The 17,004-nt window shown below is 61.7% G+C and carries 21 protein-coding genes and 2 tRNA genes; 14 read left to right on the plus strand and 9 right to left on the minus strand.

From position 1 onward, the window contains the following. From LB571_RS24855 to LB571_RS24865, 3 genes are all read left to right on the plus strand, one after another. On the plus strand, positions 1-849 hold the full coding sequence (locus LB571_RS24855; RefSeq protein WP_224598815.1) for a phytoene/squalene synthase family protein: 849 nt from the start codon (positions 1-3) through the stop codon (positions 847-849). An 84-nt stretch (positions 850-933) separates the two neighbouring features. Next, on the plus strand, positions 934-1,368 hold the full coding sequence (locus LB571_RS24860) for a hypothetical protein (protein WP_224598818.1): 435 nt from the start codon (positions 934-936) through the stop codon (positions 1,366-1,368). Then, positions 1,368-2,318, plus strand: a complete 951-nt coding sequence (locus LB571_RS24865; protein ID WP_015317547.1) for a sterol desaturase family protein — start codon at positions 1,368-1,370, stop codon at positions 2,316-2,318. The genes LB571_RS24860 and LB571_RS24865 overlap by 1 nt, the downstream gene beginning before the upstream one ends. Positions 2,319-2,326: 8 nt before the next feature. Here LB571_RS24865 and LB571_RS24870 read toward each other — a convergent pair whose 3' ends face one another. The 5 genes from LB571_RS24870 to LB571_RS24890 form a co-directional block, all read right to left on the minus strand. Then, positions 2,327-2,650 (minus strand): type II toxin-antitoxin system RelE/ParE family toxin, encoded by a 324-nt coding sequence (locus LB571_RS24870; RefSeq protein ID WP_224599064.1) that lies wholly within the window; start codon positions 2,648-2,650, stop codon positions 2,327-2,329. Next, a complete protein-coding gene (locus tag LB571_RS24875; protein WP_224598820.1) occupies positions 2,625-2,924 on the minus strand; it encodes a type II toxin-antitoxin system ParD family antitoxin in 300 nt (99 codons plus the stop codon). Before LB571_RS24875 ends, LB571_RS24870 begins: the two co-directional genes overlap by 26 nt. A gap of 70 nt (positions 2,925-2,994) precedes the next feature. After that, positions 2,995-4,407, minus strand: coding sequence for a methylenetetrahydrofolate--tRNA-(uracil(54)-C(5))-methyltransferase (FADH(2)-oxidizing) TrmFO (gene trmFO / locus LB571_RS24880; RefSeq protein WP_041163435.1), 1,413 nt, complete (start codon positions 4,405-4,407; stop codon positions 2,995-2,997). Between the two features lie 570 nt (positions 4,408-4,977). Beyond that, complete coding sequence (locus LB571_RS24885; RefSeq protein WP_015317551.1) at positions 4,978-5,118, minus strand: DUF1127 domain-containing protein; 141 nt, start codon at positions 5,116-5,118, stop codon at positions 4,978-4,980. Positions 5,119-5,166: 48 nt separating this feature from the next. Next, positions 5,167-5,307, minus strand: coding sequence for a DUF1127 domain-containing protein (locus LB571_RS24890; protein ID WP_013531315.1), 141 nt, complete (start codon positions 5,305-5,307; stop codon positions 5,167-5,169). 235 nt (positions 5,308-5,542) lie between these two features. Here LB571_RS24890 and LB571_RS24895 point away from each other — a divergent pair, with 235 nt between their 5' ends. Together LB571_RS24895 and LB571_RS24900 are read left to right on the plus strand one after the other, a co-directional pair. Next, the gene (locus tag LB571_RS24895) at positions 5,543-6,661 is read left to right on the plus strand and encodes a DUF2157 domain-containing protein (RefSeq protein WP_140616097.1); all 1,119 of its coding nucleotides are present in this window, start codon (positions 5,543-5,545) and stop codon (positions 6,659-6,661) included. Further along, entirely contained in the window at positions 6,658-7,242 is a 585-nt protein-coding gene (locus LB571_RS24900) for a GDYXXLXY domain-containing protein (protein ID WP_224598822.1), read from the plus strand. The genes LB571_RS24895 and LB571_RS24900 overlap by 4 nt, the downstream gene beginning before the upstream one ends. Positions 7,243-7,353: 111 nt before the next feature. Here the strand turns inward: LB571_RS24900 and LB571_RS24905 are convergent. Next, positions 7,354-7,436, minus strand: a tRNA-Leu gene (locus tag LB571_RS24905). Positions 7,437-7,796: 360 nt separating this feature from the next. Between LB571_RS24905 and tig the strand changes: the two genes are divergently transcribed. Both tig and LB571_RS24915 read left to right on the plus strand, forming a co-directional pair. Beyond that, positions 7,797-9,281, plus strand: a complete 1,485-nt coding sequence (gene tig / locus LB571_RS24910; protein WP_224598824.1) for a trigger factor — start codon at positions 7,797-7,799, stop codon at positions 9,279-9,281. Positions 9,282-9,433: 152 nt separating this feature from the next. Continuing rightward, positions 9,434-9,958 (plus strand): hypothetical protein, encoded by a 525-nt coding sequence (locus LB571_RS24915; RefSeq protein WP_224528020.1) that lies wholly within the window; start codon positions 9,434-9,436, stop codon positions 9,956-9,958. 155 nt (positions 9,959-10,113) lie between these two features. On the opposite strand, the gene radC is transcribed toward LB571_RS24915, so the two are convergent. Then, positions 10,114-10,875 carry a RadC family protein gene (radC, locus tag LB571_RS24920; protein ID WP_224598827.1) on the minus strand — a complete coding sequence of 254 codons (762 nt, stop codon included), beginning with the start codon at positions 10,873-10,875 and terminating at the stop codon, positions 10,114-10,116. A 188-nt stretch (positions 10,876-11,063) separates the two neighbouring features. Between radC and LB571_RS24925 the strand changes: the two genes are divergently transcribed. After that, positions 11,064-11,447 (plus strand): hypothetical protein, encoded by a 384-nt coding sequence (locus LB571_RS24925; protein WP_224598832.1) that lies wholly within the window; start codon positions 11,064-11,066, stop codon positions 11,445-11,447. A 30-nt stretch (positions 11,448-11,477) separates the two neighbouring features. Here the strand turns inward: LB571_RS24925 and map are convergent, their stop codons facing one another. Next, positions 11,478-12,305 carry a type I methionyl aminopeptidase gene (map, locus tag LB571_RS24930; protein ID WP_140716652.1) on the minus strand — a complete coding sequence of 276 codons (828 nt, stop codon included), beginning with the start codon at positions 12,303-12,305 and terminating at the stop codon, positions 11,478-11,480. A gap of 326 nt (positions 12,306-12,631) precedes the next feature. Between map and LB571_RS24935 the strand changes: the two genes are divergently transcribed. The 6 genes from LB571_RS24935 (at position 12,632) to LB571_RS24960 (ending at position 15,761) form a co-directional block, all read left to right on the plus strand. Beyond that, a complete protein-coding gene (locus LB571_RS24935) occupies positions 12,632-12,928 on the plus strand; it encodes a DUF982 domain-containing protein (RefSeq protein WP_224598833.1) in 297 nt (98 codons plus the stop codon). Positions 12,929-13,086: 158 nt separating this feature from the next. Beyond that, positions 13,087-13,350, plus strand: a complete 264-nt coding sequence (locus LB571_RS24940) for a DUF6074 family protein (RefSeq protein WP_023769988.1) — start codon at positions 13,087-13,089, stop codon at positions 13,348-13,350. Between the two features lie 114 nt (positions 13,351-13,464). After that, the gene (locus LB571_RS24945) at positions 13,465-14,694 is read left to right on the plus strand and encodes a pilus assembly protein TadG-related protein (protein ID WP_224599066.1); all 1,230 of its coding nucleotides are present in this window, start codon (positions 13,465-13,467) and stop codon (positions 14,692-14,694) included. 21 nt (positions 14,695-14,715) lie between these two features. Next, positions 14,716-15,141, plus strand: coding sequence for a TadE/TadG family type IV pilus assembly protein (locus tag LB571_RS24950; RefSeq protein WP_140723667.1), 426 nt, complete (start codon positions 14,716-14,718; stop codon positions 15,139-15,141). Continuing rightward, complete coding sequence (locus LB571_RS24955) at positions 15,131-15,535, plus strand: TadE/TadG family type IV pilus assembly protein (protein WP_224598836.1); 405 nt, start codon at positions 15,131-15,133, stop codon at positions 15,533-15,535. Before LB571_RS24950 ends, LB571_RS24955 begins: the two co-directional genes overlap by 11 nt. A gap of 150 nt (positions 15,536-15,685) precedes the next feature. Next, positions 15,686-15,761: transfer RNA gene (locus tag LB571_RS24960), tRNA-Cys, on the plus strand. Positions 15,762-15,861: 100 nt separating this feature from the next. Here LB571_RS24960 and LB571_RS24965 read toward each other — a convergent pair. Continuing rightward, positions 15,862-17,001, minus strand: a complete 1,140-nt coding sequence (locus tag LB571_RS24965) for a hypothetical protein (protein ID WP_224598837.1) — start codon at positions 16,999-17,001, stop codon at positions 15,862-15,864. Positions 17,002-17,004: the final 3 nt, after the last annotated feature.

The following is a 17,004-nucleotide window of genomic DNA, read 5'->3' on the forward strand; positions in this document are numbered from 1 at the left end:
ATGTCGCAGAATACTGAAATCGTCATGGATGCGGTGCGCGTCGCCGACCATGATCGGTATCTCACCGCGCTCTACGCGCCGGCCGACAAGCGCAAGCCGCTGTTTTCGCTGTACGCATTCAATGCCGAGATATCAGGCATTCGTGACCGCATCCATGAGCCTTTGCCCGGGGAGGTCCGGCTGCAATGGTGGCGCGATGTCATCGCCGCCGGCGGCGAGGCGGGCGCGGGCCATCCTGTTGCCGAAGCCTTGAACGCCACCATTGCGGCGTTCAAGCTGCCGAAACTGGCCTTTGAGAACATGCTCGAAGCACGCATCTTCGATCTCTACGACGATCCGATGCCGTCGCGCACCGATCTGGAAGGCTATTGCGGCGAGACGGCAGCCGCGCTGATCCAGCTTGCGGCAATGGTGCTCGATCCTGTCGAGGCGCCAAGGTTCGCCGAACTGGCCGGCAGGGCGGGCTGCGCGCAGGCAATGACGGGCCTTTTGCTTCTGTTGCCGCTGCACCGCGGGCGCGGGCAGTGTTTTGTCCCGGCTGACATCCTGGCGGCGGCGGGCTCGTCGCCGGAAGAATTTATTGCCGGCAATGGCGGTCCTGGTGCCCAGCGCGCCGTGGCCGCGATGATCTCGCTGGCGCGCGAACATCTTTCCGCCTTCGAACGGGGTGCTGCCGCGCTGCCGGGGTCGTTGCGTCCGGCATTCCTGCCGCTGGCGCTGTCGCGCGCTTATCTCGACAAGATGGAAGGCTCGCGCCGGGCTCCGCTCGGGGGCGTGGCGCGGCTGTCGGCATTGCGCCGGCACTGGCTGCTGTTGCGCCATGCGGGCAAGGGCTGGCCGACACATTGACGTAAACGTCAATCGTGTTAAGAAGTCCGCCTGCCGAGAACTGTCGCCTAAGACGACAGGCTGGCCCGAAGGAGATCCCCGTCCATGAGCTTGCCCGTGCTGGTCGTGATCGTCGTTCTGGGCATCGCGCTGTCGGTAGCCGCCGTGCATTTCACCGGCGGCAGCAATATGGTCACTCTGACCGGCGCGGATCAAGCCATGGGCCGTTTCGCACAGGACTTTCCCAACGAGATCGCGACCGCGGTTCGACTAACCGCGGACAGCCGGTCCGCTTTTCTCGATCTTGGCCATGGCCGCACGGGCATCGTCCACGGTATCGGCGACTGCTTTCTGACCCGCGTCGTGACGCCTCGGGACGTCGTTGTGTCCCATGCCGACGAGACGGACACGATCCAGCTGCGGTTGACGGACTTCACCTGGAAGGGCGGCCGCTTCCGCTTCGCCAACGCCGCCGACGTGCAGGCCTTGCTGAACGCTCTTGGGCCGCGAGACACGAGTTCCGGGAAGGAGGCAGCGTGATGGACAGCTACGACTTTCCGCAGGTCACCCAACTGGCCATTCCGTTTTTCGTCGCCGCGATCCTGATCGAGCTCTGGCTGGTGCGGACCGGTCGCGCCAAGGGCTCGTTCGAGACCCGCGACACGCTGACCAGCCTGATGATGGGCACCGGCAACGTCGTCGCCGGGCTGCTGCTCGGCGTCGTGTCCTACTGGGCGCTGTTGTGGCTGTGGCAGTTCCGAGTCTCCAATCTCGGCCTGTCGGTTTGGGTGTTCCTGGCGGCCTTCCTGCTCGATGATCTGCGCTACTACGTCTACCACCGCATCGCGCACCGGGTGCGCTGGGTGTGGGCGGAGCACGTCAACCATCATTCCAGCCAGCACTACAATTTGTCGACGGCGCTCAGGCAAAGCTGGACCGGCCTGTTCACCTTCATGTTCGTGCTGCAGGCGCCGCTGGTGCTGCTCGGCTTCCATCCGGCGGTGATTGCCTTCACCTTCGGTTTCAACCTGGTCTGGCAGTTCTGGATCCACACCGAGACGATCGGCAAGATGTGGAACTGGTTCGAGTTCATCTTCAACACGCCCTCGCACCACCGCGTCCATCACGCCACCAACCCGCGCTATCTCGACGCCAACTATGCGGGCACGCTGATCATATGGGACCGCATGTTCGGCACCTTCGTCGAGGAGTTGGAAGAGGACCGGCCGCGCTACGGCATCGTGAAAAATCTCGGCACTTTCAATCCGCTGAAAGTGGCGTTCCACGAATGGATCGGCATGTTCAGGGATGCCTTCGCGCCGGGGCTGACAGTGAGCGAGCGACTGAACTACCTGATCAAGCCACCAGGCTGGAGCCATGACGGCTCACGCGAAACTTCGGAGACGCTGAAGGCTGCTTATGTCAGGCGAAATCCTGCGGAGGCGGGCAAGCCAGGCTTGCCGTTAGCGACCGCCGAGCCGGCCGAGTAGCTGTCCGATCAAGAGGGCTTGTCGCTATCGCGCATCAGCGCTTCGTAGTCGCGGCCGCCGTAGAAGATGTTGACGATGTGAACGACATCGCTTTCGACCACGTAGGCTATAACAGCGGAGTGTTCGAAAGGAACCGTCCTCAGTCCCGGCGCGATGTCATCACGCGGGCGACCGCCACGAGGGACGTTTCCAACGCCCAGGCAGCGTTCCTTGATCCGGTCAACGAAACCGTTGGTGATGCTTTCGCTTCCGCTGCTCTCAAGCACATAGGCGGCGATAGCCTCAAGGTCGGATATAGCTCCTTCGCTAAGAACGGCGAGACGCTGAATCATCATTGTCTCGCGCCAGTTGCGAAATGCGGTTCTTTACTCTGTCGATTGCCTCATTGAGCGGAACGGCGGGTCTCGTATCCTCGATCGACGCCTTCACACGCGCCCTGATCGAGGCCATGCGCTCGGCGTGTTCCTCTTCTTCGCGTTGGAAAGCGCGAAGAGCTGCGCGGATAACCTCGCTGGCCGAGCCGAACGAACCGTCCTCGACTCTTTCGCGGATCATGCGTGCCATCGCGGGTGTGACGGTGACGGATAGTTTCTCGGCTGCTTCCATGGAACGGCTCCGCTCGGCGTAAAGTAGGATAGTATCCTACTTTACGCCGAGCGTCCATCAGGCCGCGAGCTTATTCGGCAGCCTCAGCCGTCTGCGCCGGCACACCCAGCCATTCACGGCAGTCTTGCAGGGCACGCGAGGTGATGGCGTGGCGCTTGGCGACGGTCTTGTCCTTGCCGCGCATGCGCTTGCCCTCGCTCTTCGGCGCCTCGACCGGCGGGAACAGGCCGAAATTGACGTTCATCGGCTGGAAAGAGCGTTTGCCCGGCTCGTCGTCGGAAACGATGTGGCCACCGGTGATGTGGTTGAGCAGCGCGCCGAAGGCGGTGGTAAGCGGCGGTAGCGATGGTGCATGGCCGAGCCGCTCGGCCGCGGCGAAGCGCCCGGCGAGCAGGCCGATGGCGGCGCTCTCGACATAGCCTTCGCAGCCGGTGATCTGGCCGGCGAAGCGCAGGCCGGGTCGCGACTTCAGCTGCAGCGAGGCGTCCAGCAAGGTCGGCGAGTTGATGTAGGTGTTGCGGTGCAGGCCGCCAAGGCGGGCGAAGTCGGCGTTTTCGAGGCCCGGAATGGTGCGGAACACGCGCACCTGTTCGGCGTGCTTCAGCTTGGTCTGAAAGCCGACCATGTTGTAGAGCGTGCCCAGCGCATTGTCCTGCCGCAACTGGACGACCGCATAGGCCTTCACCGTCGGATTGTGCGCATTGGTGAGGCCCATCGGCTTCATCGGTCCGTAGCGCAGCGTCTCGACGCCGCGTTCGGCCATGATCTCGATCGGCAGGCACCCGTCGAAATAGGGCGTGCCTTCCCATTGCTTGAACTCGGTCTTCTGGCCGTCGACCAGCGCCTGCACGAAGGCGAGGTACTGATCCTTGTCCATGGGACAGTTGATATAATCCTTGCCGGTGCCGCCAGGCCCGACCTTGTCGTAGCGCGACTGGAACCAGCAGGTATCCATGTCGATCGTGTCGAAATGGATGATCGGCGCGATGGCATCGAAGAAAGCGAGCGCATCGGCGCCGGTCGCTTCGGCGATCGACTGGGCAAGCGACGGCGCGGTCAGCGGCCCGGTGGCGATGATCGTCTGGTCCCACTCCGCCGGCGGCAGGCCGGGAACTTCCTCGCGCTCGATGGTGATCAGCGGATGTGCCTCGAGCTTTTTCGTCACCGCGTCGGAAAAACCATCGCGGTCGACGGCCAGCGCGCCGCCTGCCGGCACCTGGTTGGCGTCGCCGGCGCTCATGATCAGCGAGCCGGCCAGCCGCATTTCGGCATGCAGCAGGCCGACGGCGTTGTTTTCGGCGTCGTCGGAGCGGAAGGAATTGGAACAGACGAGTTCGGCCAGGCCATCGGTCTTGTGGGCATCGGTGCCGCGAACCGGGCGCATTTCATGCAGGATGACGGGAACACCGGCCTCGGCCGCCTGCCATGCCGCTTCGGAACCGGCGAGGCCGCCGCCGATGATATGGATTGGATTTTTGCTCATGGCCGCCGGAATAATCGCTTGCCGCGGCGATTGCAATTGTCGCGTGGCGGTAACGCGAAACGCCTGGTCGGGAACACCTGCCCCTGAATACAACAACACCCGCCGGGGGAGGAGGTCCGGCGGGTGTCGTTTTGGGGGTCGACCCTCGGGAGGAGGTGAAGGCCGACCGTATTCGTCATCGCCGGGGAGGAGATCGGCTCAGACGAAATTCTCTTCGCATTTTTAGAGAGGGCGAAACCTCTGGGGCAAAATTCGTTTGTCCCGGGGAAACAGCGCCCGCCGCGGGAGGAGGTGCGGCGGGCGCCGTTTGGGTGGCCAACCTTCGGGAGGAGGTGAAGGTTGGGCCTATTCGTCATCGCCGGGGAGGAGGTCGGCTCAGACGAAATTCTCTTCGCATTTTTACAGAGGGCGAAACCTCTGGGGCAAAATCCTTTTGCCCCGGGGAAACAACGCCCGCCGCGGGAGGAGGTGCGGCGGGCGCCGTTTTGATGGTCAACCCTTGGGAGGAGGTAAGGGCGGACCGAATTCGCTTGGGTCGGGGAGGAGGTCGACCCCAGCGAAATTCCTTGGTTACATCGCCTGGCGGGCGATGATCTTGATTTCGTCGCGGACGATGCCGAGATCATGCAGCTGGCGGTTCGAAAGGCGACCCAGCTCGGTAACCGTCTCGCGATAAACGCGCCAGTTACGATAGTTGCGGATCAAGTTCATTGTCGTTCTCTTTTCAAAACTGGTTCGGACCATTCGCGGCCCGAAGGATTAGACCGCCTTGCGAGCGACGTAAGGGATGTCGCTGCGGCTGATGCCGAGGTCGGTCAGTTCACGGTTGCTCAGGCGGCTCAGCTCGGAGACGGTGTCCCGGTAGCGGCGCCAGTTGCGGTAGTTGCGGATCAGGTTCATGGTAGTTCTCGTTTCGTCTTTCTTGCGGATCATTCCGTTTGTGTACGAACCATAAGTAGGGGGACCCATATCGATTTAAAAGCGCTATGGCTGCATGGCAGCAATGCAAATTGTGCAATGCAACATTAACGCGGCTTCACCGACCCGACACAAAGAAGCCAGAATCAGAAAGTGCCGCGACGTCAACGGTTTGGGGCTGATCGGCTGAAAAAAGACCAACTGGGGGAGAAGGGGAATGGCGGGCTATTCATCACGATTAAGGTCCGATATCGCGCGGTGGCGGCAGGCAGGCCTGATCGACGCCGCCACAGCCGATTCCCTGGTCCGTGACGTCGACGCCAACGCCCGCCAGTCGCTCAGCTTCGGCTCGATCCTCGCGATGATGGCGGCCCTGCTCTTTGGAGCGGCCATCCTGATCTTCGTCGCCGCCAATTGGGAAGCGATCCCGCGGCTGGCGCGGGTGGCCGCGCTGTTCGCCGTTATCCTTGGCGGCTATGTCGGCGGGGCGGTGCTGAAGACGCGCGACCATGCGGCGATCGGCGAAGCCCTGTGGATCGTGGCGGCGGCCGCGTTCGGCGCTTCGATCGCGCTGATCGGGCAGATGTACCATTTGTCCGGCGACGAGGCTTCCGCCCTGGTCACCTGGGGCGCCGGCACGGCATTGGCGGCGGTTGCGCTGCGCTCCAACGCGCTGACCGTGGCAGCGATCGGCATCGCCGACGCCTGGCTGTTCCTGAAAGGGTTCGACTATTACAGCCGTAGCGAGTTTCCACACGCCTTCGTCGTCATGGCGGTGGTGCTGTTTGCTGTTTCGTTCTGGACCCGCAGCCAGCCGGCGCGGCATCTGATCATCCTGTCGCTGCTTTTCTATCTGGTGCTCCTGGCCATGGATCACGCGACGCTGCCGGTAGCGATCCCTCTGGTCATCGTCTCTGTCGCGCTTTTTGCTGCTGCCGCCCTTGCGCCGGAACCGGTCGACAGGATCGTGCAACTCGGCGGTCGTTTGCCCCTGCACGCGCTGCTTGGCTTCCTCACCGGCCTGGCCATCATCCAGTTCGAACTGGCTGGCGAGAGCACCTACAACAGCGGTTTCGCCATCGCTTCGGTCGTCGCATTGGCGGGGATCGTCGCGGCAGTCGTGTTCGCAGGCCGTGAGAGCCGTGGCCTGCGCTGGCTGGCCTATCTCGGCTTCGCCTTCGAACTCGCCATCATTTATGTCGTGACGCTTCAGTCGATGCTCGACACCGCCGGCTTCTTCCTTGCCGCCGCGCTGCTGCTGGGCGTGCTTGCGATCGTCATCATCCGCGTGGAAAAACGCATGAAGGGTCCGGCCATTGGGGGAGCCACGGCATGATGACCGGGAAGAGGCTTGTCATCTCGGCGCTGGTGCTGGCGCTCGTCCAACTCGGTTTTCTCAGTTGGATCCTCGCCAGCCGGGCGGCGATCCTGCGTAATGGCAAGGAAGTGCTGCTGAAGATCCAACCAGTCGATCCGCGCGACTTGCTGCGCGGCGACTATATCGTCCTCGGCTATGACATCTCGCGCATACCGGTTAAAATGATGGCCAACATTGCGTCCGACAAACAGTCCAGCGACGACACCTCGATCGTGGTCCGGCTGAAGAAGGGCGCCGACGGCTACTGGACGCCGACCGCCGCCTGGTTCGGCACGGCGCCGACGCCGGCCGCCGCGGACGAAGCCGACATTTCGGGCCATGTCGCCGCAGGTTGGGATCTTCGCGGCGAAGGCATGACGATCGCGCCGGATTACGGCATCGAGCGCTTCTATCTGCCCGAAGGCGAGGGGATGGCGATCCAGAGCGACATGCGGGTGCGCCCGTTCGGGATCAAGCTGGCGCTCGCCGCCGACGGCACGGCGCAGATCAAGGCGCTGATGGATGGCGACAAGACGCTTTTCGAGGAGCCGCTTTATTAGACCGTGGGACGCGCGATAACGACGCCGGTCCTCTTCGCCAGGTTTCGCAGGACGCTCCTTCGTCTAGCGAGCTCCGGGTGACCTGCCACCCGAAGCTCGAAGAGCGAAGGGTGGTGCGGGTAGAGGGACTCGAACCCCCACGATCTCTCGCCAGAACCTAAATCTGGTGCGTCTACCAGTTCCGCCATACCCGCGTGGCCCGGCAATCCCATGTAGCCATCATTCTGTCAATGTCGGAGACAAGATGTCGGCTCAGGGCCGGAATGTTGGTTATTCGCCTAAACGCGAAGACTGTTGAAAATTAGGCTCGCCTGTGACAAAAGGCGTGTCAAATGTGACGGAACGCGACGATCCGCTTCTACAAGATGTGATAAGAAGTAGGAAAAACAAGAACTTATTCACATTTTGGAACGCAGTTTGGGAGAGTTTGAGCCGTATTTCCGGTCAAATCGCCAGGTTCCGTACCAAAAGCCATTCCCGGCAAGAATTACCGGCAGGCTGTGAACGGCAGGGAGCCGTTTGGCAGCCTCATTGGTGAAAACAAAGGTTTTACGATGCAGGTCACCGAAACTCTCAATTCCGGTCTCAAGCGCGAGATCAAGATCACCGTGCCGGCCGGTGATATGGAAGCCAAGCTGATGGCGCGGCTGTCGGACGCCCGCAACAAGGTCCGCATCAACGGCTTCCGTCCGGGCAAGGTGCCGGTGCAGCACCTGCGCAAGGTCTATGGCAAGTCGTTCATGGCCGAAGTGGTCAACGAGATCCTCAACGACTCGACCCGCTCGATCATCACCGGGCGCGGCGAAAAGGCCGCCATGCAGCCTGAGGTCATCATGACCGAGGACGAGAAGGAAGCCGAGAAGATCCTGGCCGGCGGCGCCGACTTCGAGTTCCGCCTCAACTATGAGGTCATTCCGGCGATCGAGATCAAGGATTTCTCCGACATCAAGGTGACGCGCCAGGTGTTCGACGTTCCGGATTCGGAAATTGACGACCAGGTCAAGCGCGTCGCCGAATCGGCGCGCAGCTACGAGCCGAAGACCGGCAAGGCCGCCGAAGGCGACCGCGTCACGATCGACTATGTCGGCAAGATCGACGGCGAGGCTTTCGCTGGCGGCGCCGGCAACGACCAGCCGCTGGTGCTGGGCTCCAAGGAGTTCATTCCGGGCTTCGAGGATCAACTGATCGGCGCCAAGGCCGGTGACGAGAAGCAGATCACCGTGACCTTCCCGGAAAACTACCAGGCGGCGCATCTGGCCGGCAAGGAAGCGACCTTCGAGGTCACCGTCAAGGAAGTGTCGAAGCCCGGCGAGCTCGAAATCAACGACGAGACCGCCAAGAACCTTGGCCTGGAATCGCTCGAGCGCCTGCGTGACATCGTGCGCGGCCAGATCGAGAACCAGTTCGGTTCGATGACGCGCCAGAAGGTCAAGCGCCAGCTGCTCGATCAGCTCGATGCGGCCTATTCGTTCGAAGCGCCGTCGAAGCTCGTCGAAGCCGAGTTCAACAACATCTGGGCGCAGGTCAACCGCGACCTGGAAGCCGCCGGCCGCACCTTCGCCGACGAAGAGACGACCGAGGAAGATGCGCGCGCCGAATACATGCGCCTTGCCGAGCGCCGCGTGCGCCTTGGCCTGGTGCTGGCCGAGATCGGCGAGAAGGCCGGCGTCACGGTTTCGGACGAGGAACTGCAACGCGGCCTGTTCGAGCAGGTTCGCCGCTTCCCGGCCAACCAGCAGCAGGAAGCCTTCGAGTTCTATCGCAGCAATCCCGAGGCGCTCAACGCGCTCAGGGCGCCGATGTTCGAGGAGAAGGTTGTCGACCACCTGCTCGAACAGATCTCGGTCACTGACGTCAAGGTCAGCAAGGAAGAGCTGATGGCCGACGACGAGGAAGACGAGACCAAGGCCAAGGCGAAGCCGGCCAAGAAAGCCGCGTCGAAGAAGGCCGAAGCCAAGGCAAGCGATGCCGCTGACGAGACGGAAGAGCCGAAAAAAAAGGCCGCGCCGAAAAAGAAGACCGCCAAGGACGCCGAATAGGCCGCTCATTGCAGCGAATTCCAAAAGGCCGCCTCCGGGCGGCCTTTTTTCGTTGCCAAACTGCAACATCGGATTCGTTCCTGATGGGCACCGGTGGCGATACGAAGCCTTGATCATTATCTGGTTGGTTGGAAGGCCAGAGGTAATTGGTGATGTCGTTGGGGGTGTTCGTGGGAACGAGGCGCGCTGCCGCCACGGTGCTTTTCCTTGCCTTGGCCTGCGGCGCTGCCGGGGCCGGTACGGAGAATTGGCGTTTTGACACGGCCAATGACGGCCTCGTCACGGCGTCGGTCTATGCCACCAACAAACTGATCACCGGAGGCGGCGCGCTGAGCTACAGCCCGGTGCTGACCATCGCTTGCCGGGCTGACGGCGAGCCGGCCTGGACCGAATGGCTGCAATTGAACGACGCGGTCTCCGCAAGCCGGAAAATCACCATGTCGGTGACCATCGACGGCGCCGGCAAATTCGACGAGAGCTGGTCCGTCGGCACGCGCGGCAGGCAGCTGATGCGCGACGGCGCCGATGGCATCAAGCGCCTCGTTCCGGCAAACCGCCTGCTGCTGTCATGGCGCTTCGGATTGTTGTCGGGGCGTGGCCAAGCCGATTTCGACCTCGCCGGCTTCGACGAGGCGGTCAGCCAGATTGCCGGCAGCTGCAAGACCGATCGGCCTTGATTTTAGAAGAGTGGCGATCTTTTGGGCTGTCGCCACTGGAAGATTGATCCGCGAGTGCGCGGCATCAGCATCGTTCTTTCCACAATTGAATGATTTCAAATTCCGGCCAGGATAATCGCCAGCGCCGTGGCGTTGCCGTCTCGCGAATACAAGACCTAGATCAGCAGCAGGCCCTTCATGCTGGAATAGCCCTTTCGCCCGATGATGATGTGGTCGTGCACGGAAATGCCCAGCCGCTTGGCGGCTTCGATGATCTCTTTCGTCATCTCGATATCGGCACGCGACGGCGTCGGGTCGCCGGAGGGGTGATTGTGGACCAGGATGATCGCGGTGGCCGACAGTTCGAGCGCGCGCTTGACCACTTCCCTGGGATAGACGGGCGTGTGGTCGACCGTGCCTGTCTGCTGCACCTCGTCTGATATCAGCGCGTTCTTCTTGTCGAGGAAAAGGATGCGGAACTGCTCGCGCGCCTCGAACGCCATGGCCGAGCGGCAATAGTCGAGGAGCTGCTGCCATGACGAGAGGATTTCGCGGCCCTGAACCTCGCCGCGCGCCATGCGCTGGGCGGTCGCCGCGACGACCTTCAGCTCGAGCGCCACGGTCGGGCCGATGCCCGTGACCTCCTGCAACAGGCCGACGGGCGCGCCGAGCACTTCGGCCAACGTGCCGAAGCGGGCCAGCAGCGCCTTCGCGACCGGCTTGGTGTCGGCGCGCGGGATCAGGCGGAAAAGCAGGAGTTCCAGCAGTTCATAGTCGGGCAAGGCATCCGGGCCGGCCGAGGCAAAGCGCTCGCGCAGACGATCACGGTGGCCGAGATAGTGAGGCTTTTCGGCGGGAGCCTGTCTGGCCTTCGTGGCTTGCCGCACTGGCACCACGGAGAAGAAACTCCGCTCGTCGTCATCGCCCTGTGTCGCCATGTGCCGCCCATCCAGCCCGAGCAATGATCGCTGATCCCCGCGAAACACTAGGACGGCGGGCGGGGGCGGTCGAGGTCTTTTCGGCGGCAAGGAATAAGTAAGCCACCGACCTCGACGCAATGTCGCGGCAATGGGGGTCGCGCAAGCTCACGGCATCGCCATTGATGGCCCCGCATTGGAGAACCAAGATGCCCAGCCTCGTTCGTATCCTGCTGTCCGTCGGGCTGTTTCTGAGCTTCAGCCCTGCAATGGCTGCCCTGGTGATCGATGCCGTACCCGCCGGTAGCCGCTCTGATCAGAACCTCCCGATCCATTTCATCCAATACGATGATCCTTGCACGGACGGCCGTTACAGCGACGGTAAGCTGCATAACTGCCGGGAGCTCCTGCGCATGCTGGACCGCCGGGAGCGTTATCGGGAACGGCACGACAATTACCGGCGCGAACGCTACGATCCCTGCATCAATGGCAGGGTTAGCGATGGCCGTCCGCGCAGTTGCCGGGAAATAATGCGCTGGCTACGAGATATGAATGAGGACGAAGACTGGCGGCCGCGCAAACACTGGAAATAGGCCGCTATTCAAGACCCTCGCCACGGCGTCCTAAATCGGCAGGCCGGGGCGGTCGAGCTTTTTGGGCGACAGCGTGAAAATCTCGCAGCCGGTGTCGGTCACGCCGATCGTGTGCTCATACTGCGCCGACAGCGAGCGATCGCGCGTCACCGCCGTCCAGCCGTCCGACAGGACTTTCACATGCGGCCGGCCAAGATTGATCATCGGTTCGATGGTGAAGATCATGCCGGCGCGCATTTCCACGCCTTCATTGGCGCTGCCATAATGCAGGATGTTGGGGGCATCATGGAACAGCTGGCCGACACCGTGGCCGCAGAAATCGCGCACCACGGAGCAGCGCTCCGCTTCGGCGTAGGTCTGGATGGCAGCGCCGATGGCGCCGGTGCGCGCGCCCGGCCTGACCGCGGCGATGCCGCGCATCAGACACTCATGGGTGACCTCGAGCAGGCGTTCGGCGGCGCGCTTGATCGTGCCGACCGGATACATGCGCGAAGAATCGCCGTGCCAGCCATCGAGGATGTAGGTCACGTCGATGTTGACGATATCGCCATCCTTCAGCGGCTTGTTGTCGGGAATGCCGTGACAGACGACATGGTTGATCGAGGTGCAGGACGATTTCGTGTAACCGCGATAGTTGAGTGTGGCCGGCAGCGCGCCGTTGTCCATGCCGAACTCGAAGACGAAACGGTCGATCGTGTCCGTGGTGACGCCGGGACCGACCATTGGCACCAGCTCGTCCAGGCAGCGCGCGGTGAGGTCGCATGCCTTGCGCATGCCGGCAAAGCCTTCCTCGCCATAGAGGCGGATCTGGCCGGTGTTTCTGAGCGGTGCAGTGGCGGCGTCGAGATAGGTGACCATTTTGTCCATATAGAAGGTGGCGCGCGGCAGGAGTGAGGCGCGTAAGTGGCACCAGATTTGGCACTTGGGGGCGAAAGGTTCAAGGAAGAACTGCCTGATGCGGTCTCAGCCGCCCGGATATTCGCTTGCCGAGGCAATGCTTTTCCGGTTTTTCGCGGCGTTGCTTTCCACTGCCGGGCCGCCTGGTGCCGGCAGGCTTTGCCTTTGCCGCTGCAGCAAAGCGGCGACTTTCCGCAGTGACGACACATTTCCGTGGCACAAAACGAACGAAGCAACTTTTGACGACGAACGGCGTTGCTGGGCGATGCCGGTTCGGGAGATGTCGAATGGACAGATTGCAATTCGAGGTGCCGGTGCGCATCGCACCAGGCTCCGGCTTGCCCGTCGAGGAAATCTACAGCGTCGAGCAGGCGCTCGATTTTCTGCAGGATTGGCCGGCACGCCGGCAGGGGCCGGTGTATCAGAAAGCCTTCAATGCCTGTTTCGGTGCCACGGTGGATGTGGTCGAGACCGAAGACGCCTGCCGGGCGTTCATGGCGTTCTGCCGTGTCACCGGACTGATGGCCGGCGACATGATGGTGCCGCGCAAGCGCGCCGGCGAGGCGAGAGCACTGCCGGCCTGAGGGCCGCCGGGTGAACCAGTTCGGGTTCGAAAGTACATGACAATTCGCGTGCGCGACGCATCGGCCGGTCACCGTTAAGCTTCCGTTTCCACCTTCGCTGTTAGCCATTGCTTGTTCGGCAATGGTTGATTCGTTGCGTCAGTTTCATGGTTCGGAAGATGTATCCAGAAAAAGTCCGTGCGTTCCCGATCGATCGTCAGCTATTCTTGGTCAGGGAAGTTGCCGCCAAGCTCGGCAATCTGCATGGCGAGACCGCTACCTCGTTCTGGAAGGCAAAAGCGACGGAGTTGCTCGATCTCGTTGTCGGGACGGGCAGGGACAGAACGGCAGCCAGCGACGAAGTACGCAGGTTCTTCCTGGCCGTGCAAAGAGAATTGTTGGCTGAGTCGAACGGTGAGTCCGTGCCAGTTCTTTCTGCCTGAAGCGGCGGACGCCGATCAGACGATGGCATCTCCGATCAAACAATGGCACCCCTGATCGAAAATGAGCCTAAGTTTTTAGCCATTCGTTCATATATGCGTGCTTTCTAATTGATCATGGTATTCAACTGCTTCACCCGGATACGGCTGACGGCGGCTGGCATAGGTCGCAGCAGAGCCGCGAACGTCGCCACCATCTTTGCCCTCACGCTGCCGATCGTTGTCGGTGCGGCGGGTTTTGGCGTGGAAACCTCCTATTGGTACTATAACAGCTTGAGACTGCAGGCCACGGCGGATGCCGCGGCCTATGCCGGCGCGCTGGAGCAGATCTCGGGTTCCGACACGCCGACGATTGTCGCCGCAGCGACCCAGTCGGCCGCGACGAATGGGCTCGGCGAGGGCACGATCGTCGTCAATACGCCGCCTGCATCCGGACCGAACACGGCCAAGAAAGCGGTTGAAGTGATCGTCGGCCAAAAGCTCAATCGGATGTTCACCTCGATCTTCACTCAGACCCAGGTTCCAGAACAGGCGAGGGCCGTGGCCCTCATCACCAATGCTTCGAAGGCCTGCATGCTGGCGCTCGATCCGACCGCCTCGCAGGCTGCCCTGTTCTCAGGCAACACCAGCGTGAAGGTCACAGGCTGCTCGGTGATGGCCAATTCGATTGCCTCGGATGCCATCAAGCTTCAGGGATCGGCGGGTCTCCAGGCCGATTGTCTGATCACGGCGGGCGGCGTCTCTCTCAGCAATCCCGTCACCACCGTTTGCGCGGCCCCGATCACCCAGGCGCTGCCTGCCGCGGATCCATTTGCCGGCCTGCCGGCCCCGGCGGCCTCGAACCCCTGTCAGAACGCCAACAAATCAGCGCTGGGCCCGGGTACATATTGCAACGGACTGAGCTTGAGCGGCAGCGTGACGCTGCAGCCTGGCGTTTATGTTATCCAGGGTGGCGATTTCAAGGTGAACGCGAACGCCAACGTCGCCGGCGATGGCGTCCTTATCTACCTCGCCGGCGGATCGCGTGTGTCGATGAATGGCAACGCCACGGTGAATCTGAGCGCGGCGACGTCCGGCACTTACTCGGGCGTGCTGATGTATGGCGACAGAACGGCCATCGGCGGACAGAGCACCTTCAACGGCACGGCAACCTCGCTGCTGACAGGCGCGCTCTATTTTCCCAAGCAGCAGGTCAATTATCTCGGCAATTTCTCCGGCCAGAACGGATGCACTCAGGTTGTCGCCGACATGATCCAATGGTCCGGCAACTCGACCATCAATCAGGACTGCACAAGTCTCGGAATGCGCGACATTCCCGCCACGCAATCCGTAGCGCTGGTCGAGTAGCCTTCCATGGGACGACCATCAGTGCCGATCCTGAGCGATGACACCGGCGTCGCCGCGGTCGAGTTCGCAATGGTGCTCCCTTTCCTGTGCGTGGCGTTGCTTGGCATCCTGGACGGCTGGTCCTATGTGACCAGCTCGCTGTCGATGCGCGCCGGCGTAAAGACCGCCGCGAACCTGATCATGGCCGGGTCGACCAATGATACGGCGACCCAGGCCGTTGCCATTGCGAGCTGGGAAAAGCGGCCGGCGGACGGCCAGGTCGCCCTAAGCCGGATTTATATGTGCGGGACTACCGTGGTCGACGCGTCCACTTTGTGCAGCGGGCCGAAGGCGCCCTCGGTCTTTGTTCAAATCCAGGCATCTGCCACCTGGCAGCCGCCCGTCACCTTCGGCGTCTTTTCCGCCTCCAGCACCATCGGCCACCTGGAGGTGATCCGTGTTCGGTGATGCGAGGGGCTTCAGGGCCGATCGATCGGGCGGAGCCGCGCTCGAATTCGCGCTGATCGCACCGTTCCTCATCATGCTGCTATTCGGAATCTTCGCCTTCGGCTGGTCGATGAATTCGGCCTCAAGCGTTCGGTACACGCTGGAGGCGTCCGCACGGTCCCTGCAGCTTAACAACACGCTGACTCAGGCCGACATCCAGGCGATCGCGACGCAGAAACTGCTTGCGCTGGGTCTGAAGGATGTCAACGTCACGATCGCCATCGATCCCGTGAGCGGCGGCTTTCGCATGGCGCACCTGACCGCTGCCTATGCGTTCGTCATAGACTTCCCGTACTTCAGTGCCTTTCCGATCAATTATGCGACGACCGTTACCGTGCCGCTGGTCGGCAGCTAGACGTGGGCTGTCCCTGCCATGTCGGCGAAGGACGTTTGGAACGGTTCCATTCCGCCCAGTAACAGGCTCTTTTGCCAGCGCGGGATTGTCGAAATTTTTATCCAAGACATCAAGAATCTTTAAACGTGTGCCCTTTACGAAAGCACGTATGGCCTCGTGGCGGAGCGGCTACGCTAGAGACTGCAAATCTCGGAAGCCTCGGTTCGATTCCGAGGCGAGGCCTCCAAAATCCCGATGCGGCTGGATCGTCGGTCCGGGACGGGATTGGAGCCGTCCCTGGTCCATTACGCATTACGCCGAGCGGTTCCGCTTGGGCGCAAAAAGCTCTAACGGAACAGATATCTCGACACCTCGGGGTTGCCGCGGCGCCACATCACGTTATCGAGGAAGTAGTGGTGTACGTTGATGAAAATCAACACGATGAAGAAGAACAGCGACGATCCAAGGACCTCCCGGTCATAGGGGACAATGGCGGTCAGCGCGGTCGGAATCAGCCAGAAGCCCAGACCACCGAGGAGGAGGCCAGCACTGATGAACTCCAGGAGCCGCACTCTGTAGGCCGGACCAAGAATCGACAGGATTCTGGATTGCAGAATTTTTTCGGCATCGCGCGCATCACGCTCGACATTGCTCTGATAGCGCCAGACCACCGCCAGGTACTGCAAGGAATGGAGCGCCGGCACTACGAGCAGCCAGAGCGGATTTGTCCTTACGATCAGAATCCAAAGATATAGCGACGCGCTGTAGGCGATGATGCCGTTATATGGCAGGCTGCCGCCATTCCTGGTCCAGCGATTGATCAGCATCACAACCGTGGCAGCCGTGGAAGCGGCCGCGGCCGAGAGTGCAATCGCGTTGAGCCATGCAGGGGTGGCAAACGTGTAATATTCCAGCCCCAGGTATTTTCCCTGGCTGACCGCCGTGTTCGTCTGAAGCCACGCGAACAGCCAAACGGCATAGCTGTTGACCAGCAGGATTTTCTTGTCCGGATCGGTGAAGAACCGGCGCTTCAGGACGGCATCCACCATCAACATGCCGTAGCCTTGCTTGACGTAGTGCCAACCCACGAAAAAGAACATCGCGTTGGTTGCATTCCCCAAGAGCCGGGCGTTAGCCGTTATCGAGCCATAAGCGAAAAATGCGCCCATGAGCAGGGGAACGACGATGCCGGCGAAGATGTAGCGGATCTGCAGGTTCCTGTCGTATCCGTCGCCACGCAGCTTCCGCCCAAAATTACGGTAGAAGAGTTGGTAGGAGTGGGCGAAGTGCGGATAGTTGATCAGATAAGCCAGGAAAAGCATCGTCGCCGCAACGAGCCCTTCGTATCTCAGCGGCACGAAATACAGCACGGGCAAAATCAGGAATGCGCTGCCGCCAAGCATCAGAAAGTCCGCGAGCGGACCAAAGAGATATTTTGGAGGCGTTGCCGCAGGAGCGCGTGTATCCGCCGAAAGGTGAACTGCCATGTG

The organism is Mesorhizobium sp. BR1-1-4, assembly GCF_020165375.1.
Lineage (GTDB): Bacteria > Pseudomonadota > Alphaproteobacteria > Rhizobiales > Rhizobiaceae > Mesorhizobium > Mesorhizobium australicum.